This window comes from Stenotrophomonas sp. 05L44_2, from assembly GCF_056665995.1.
Window position 1 is genome coordinate 1 of record NZ_JBFTNR010000380.1, and the last position, 4,078, is coordinate 4,078.

General features: G+C 65.7%; 4 protein-coding genes. 2 read left to right on the plus strand and 2 right to left on the minus strand.

The window, feature by feature from the left end; translation table 11 throughout:
- Window positions 1–66: 66 nt before the first annotated feature.
- A complete protein-coding gene (locus AC1VAN_RS13895; RefSeq protein WP_025877271.1) occupies window positions 67–327 on the minus strand; it encodes a hypothetical protein in 261 nt (86 codons plus the stop codon).
- Between the two features lie 199 nt (window positions 328–526).
- Window positions 527–979 carry a nucleoside deaminase gene (locus AC1VAN_RS13900; protein ID WP_480986002.1) on the minus strand — a complete coding sequence of 151 codons (453 nt, stop codon included), beginning with the start codon at window positions 977–979 and terminating at the stop codon, window positions 527–529.
- A gap of 80 nt (window positions 980–1,059) precedes the next feature.
- Here AC1VAN_RS13900 and ubiE point away from each other — a divergent pair, with 80 nt between their 5' ends.
- Window positions 1,060–1,821: a bifunctional demethylmenaquinone methyltransferase/2-methoxy-6-polyprenyl-1,4-benzoquinol methylase UbiE gene (gene ubiE, locus AC1VAN_RS13905; protein WP_025877269.1), complete on the plus strand. Its 762-nt coding sequence runs from the start codon at window positions 1,060–1,062 to the stop codon at window positions 1,819–1,821.
- A gap of 302 nt (window positions 1,822–2,123) precedes the next feature.
- A complete protein-coding gene (locus tag AC1VAN_RS13910; protein ID WP_442252017.1) occupies window positions 2,124–4,052 on the plus strand; it encodes a M1 family metallopeptidase in 1,929 nt (642 codons plus the stop codon).
- Window positions 4,053–4,078 lie beyond the last annotated feature (26 nt).

Genomic DNA, 4,078 nt, shown 5'->3' on the forward strand with positions numbered 1-4,078 from the left:
GGCTGGATGGAGGTGAAGGGAGTGGGGGCCCATTACAGTGTGGCCCGGGCGGCGGTGCATGCCGCGTCAGCGTGATGTGCAGCCAGCGTGGCGATGGCGCARCAGCTGTGCGTGTTCAACCGCACCCAGGCGTTCGGCCATGGCGGCCATCGCATTGCACAGGCGCACCAAGTCGCGGGGATGGTCGTGCAGCAGATCCTGCTGCATGTCCTGGTAGGCGCTCCAGAAAGGGGCACTGCGCTGGTGCAGTGCGTATTGCTGCTGCAGTCGGCTCCAGATCGCGGCGAGGGCCGGGTCACTGCGAGGACGTACGGCATGCGCTTGCATGGTCGGCTCCAATCCGGGGCGGGGGCCCGGTTGCATTCCACCCTAGACGTCGCTGCGCAGCAGGATGTTAGTGGCGCGTGTTGACCGCACGCAGCTGACTGCGCAGCAGTTCACGTTGAAGCGTGCAGACGCTGCCGGCACAAGGCTGTGCCGGCACTGAAGCGTTCATCAAGGCGGGCTCATCAGCCGTGGCGGATGCTCATTCGCCGATGTCTTCGTTCCAGATTTCCGGATGTTGCGCAATGAAACCGCCAAGCAGGTCCACGCATTCCTGGCTGTCCAGGTCGATCACGTTGACGCCGTTTTCCCGCAGCCAGTCGATGCCGCCCTGGAAAGTGCGCGATTCGCCGACCACCACCGTGCCGATGTTGAACTGCCGCACCAGGCCCGAGCAGTACCAGCAGGGGGCCAGGGTCGTGACCATGATGGTGTCCTGGTAGYGGCGCTGGCGGCCGGCCTTGCGGAAGGCATCGGTTTCGCCATGCACGGACGGGTCACCTTCCTGCACGCGGCGGTTGTGGCCGCAGCCGAGCAGGCGGCCGTCGTTGTGGTACAGCGCCGCGCCGATCGGCACGCCGCCTTCGGCCAGCCCCTGGCGGGCTTCGGCAATGGCGGTCTGCAGCAGGGCCTGGTAGTCGGGCGTGGTGATCATGCGGGGCTCCGGTAGGTCGTGGGGCGCCATGATACGGCCAGCGTTCCCCGCAGGGGCCCGGCGGTGCGATAATCGGGGGCATGAGCGAATCCCCCTACAAATCCGGTACCACCCATTTCGGGTTCCGCGACGTTGACGCCAAGGACAAGCAGAAGCTGGTCGGCCAGGTGTTCACGTCGGTCGCGCGCAACTACGACCTGATGAACGACCTGATGAGCATGGGCGTGCACCGGGCATGGAAGCGCTACTACGTCGCCACCGCGCAGGTGAAGCCGGGTGACCGCGTGCTCGACCTGGCCGGTGGCACCGGCGATATCGCCGCGCTGCTGAAGGAGCGCGTCGGTGCCGAGGGCTCGGTGGTGCTGGGCGACATCAACGCCGGCATGCTGTCGGTCGGCCGTGACCGCCTGACCAACCGCGGCCTGGTGCTGGGCCTGGACTACGTGCAGTGCAACGCCGAGGCCCTGCCGTTCCCGGACAACAGCTTCGACCTGGTGACCATCGCCTTTGGTCTGCGCAACGTGACCGACAAGGACGCTGGCCTGCGCGAGATGTTCCGCGTGCTGAAGGTGGGCGGCCAGGCCCGCGTGCTGGAGTTCTCCGAAGTCACCGCCGACTGGTTCAAGCCGATCTACGACTTCCACTCGTTCAAGATCCTGCCGAAGCTGGGCAAGCTGTTCGCCAACGATTCGGACAGCTACCAGTACCTGGCCGAGAGCATCCGCAAGCATCCGCCGCAGGAAGAGCTGAAGGCGATGATGGGGCAGGCCGGCTTCGAGCGCTGCCACTACAAGAACCTGACCGGCGGCATCGTCTCGATCCACTCCGGCTACAAGCTGTAAGCCTTGACGGTCGCCGGGCATGGCCCGGCGCTACCACGCAACGTCCAGGCACGGTCCTGGTAGGTGCCAACCTTGGTTGGCACACGCCCGTCCGCGAGCGCTGACAGGTCCGTGCCAACCAAGGTTGGCACCTGCCAGAAGCAGCAAGTTCGGCACGTGGCGCGAGCGATGATGGATCCGTGCCAACCAAGGTTGGCACCTACCGGGCCATCGCGGGGCCGGCCATTACCCCGCACCGCGCAACGCTTCCCGGTCGGGGGAGAGGTACCATTGGGGTTTGTTCCCCGTAACGGTCCCGATTCATGCGCAATCCGCTGATGCTCCTTCCGCTGGCCGTGGCCCTGGCCGCCGGCTGCTCCCAGGAGGCGGCCGCACCCGCCGCCGCTCCGACTGCCCAGAAGGCTCCCGCCGCCCCCGTGAACGCCGAAAACCGCAGCCACGATGAAAGCTCGTACGCCGAGCCGGACAAGGTCGTCGTCAAGGACATCGCGCTGGACCTGAAGCTGGACTTCGACCAGAAGCAGATCGGCGGCACCGCCACCTACACCCTGGAATGGAAGCAGAAGGACGCCAAGCAGCTGGTGCTGGACACCCGCGAGCTGAGCATCGCCAAGGTCGAAGCGATCGCCGCTGACGGCGCGCGCAGCTCGCTGCAGTTCGTGCTGGCCCCGGCCGACAAGGTGTTCGGCAGCAAGCTGACCATCGAAACCCCGCAACAGCCGGCCAAGGTCGAAGTGACCTACCACACAGCACCGACCGCTTCGGGCCTGCAGTGGCTGGCGCCGTCGATGACCGAGGGCAAGAAGCTGCCCTTCATGTTCAGCCAGTCGCAGGCGATCCACGCCCGTTCCTGGGTACCGCTGCAGGACACCCCGAGCGTGCGCTTCACCTACAGCGCGCACGTGGTCTCGCGCCCGGACGTGATGGTGCTGATGAGCGCCGACAACGATCCCAAGGCCGCGCGTGACGGTGACTACACCTTCAAGATGCCGCAGCCGATTCCGTCCTACCTGCTGGCCATCGCCGCCGGCGACCTGGTGTTCGAGCCGATCTCCGGCCGCTCCGGCGTCTGGGCCGAGCCGACCATGGTCAACAAGGCCGCCAAGGAATTCGAAGACACCGAGAAGATGATCGGTGCCGCCGAAAAGCTGTACGGCGAATACCGCTGGGGCCGCTACGACATGCTGGTGCTGCCGCCGTCGTTCCCGTTCGGCGGCATGGAAAACCCGCGCCTGACCTTCGCCACGCCGACCGTGATCGTCGGCGACAAGTCGCTGGTATCGCTGGTCGCCCATGAACTGGCACACAGCTGGTCGGGCAACCTGGTGACCAATGCAAGCTGGAAGGACATCTGGCTCAACGAAGGCTTCACCACCTACGTCCAGGGCCGCATCACCGAAGCCCTGTACGGCAAGGAGATGGCCGAGATGGAAAAGCAGATCGACCAGACCGATCTGCTGGCCGAAGTGAAGGACATGAGTCCGGCCGACCAGGCGTTGGCGCTGCCGCCGCTGAACGAACGTGACCCGGACGAAGCCCTGAGCCAAGTGGCTTACGTCAAGGGTTCTTGGTTCCTGGAATTCCTGGAACAGCGCTTCGGCCGCGAAACCTTCGACCCGTTCCTGCGCGGCTGGTTCGATGACCACGCCTTCCAGAGCGCCAACACCGACCAGTTCGTCGAGTACCTGAAGAAGAACCTGCTGCCGAAGAATCCGTCGGCGGTGACCGAGGCCGAACTGAAGGCGTGGCTGGACGAGCCGGGCATTCCGGCGTTCGCAGCCAAGGCGCAGTCGCGCAATTTCAGCAGCGTCGATACCGCGCGCATCGCCTTCGCCAGCGCCGGCACCGTGCCGAGCAGCCAGGTGATCGCCGAGTGGAGCACCCAGGAGTGGGTCCGTTTCATCGACGGCCTGGGTGCCACCCAGCCGTTGGACAAGCTGGCCACGCTGGACAAGGCGTTCCACTTCACTGGCACCCCCAATGGCGAGATCGCCATGCGCTGGTACCCGCTGACCATCCGCAGCGGCTACGAGCAGGCCAATGAAGCGGCCGCTGCGTTCATCGAGCGTGTCGGCCGTCGCAAGCTGATCCTGCCGATCTACGCCGAACTGGTGAAGACCCCGAAGGGTCTGGAGCTGGCCAAGCAGGCCTTCGAGAAGGCCAAGCCGGGCTACCACCCGATCACCACCGCCTCGGTGCAGGACATGCTGGCCAAGGCTGAAGCCAAGTAAACGGTAGTGCCGGCCGCTGGCCGGCA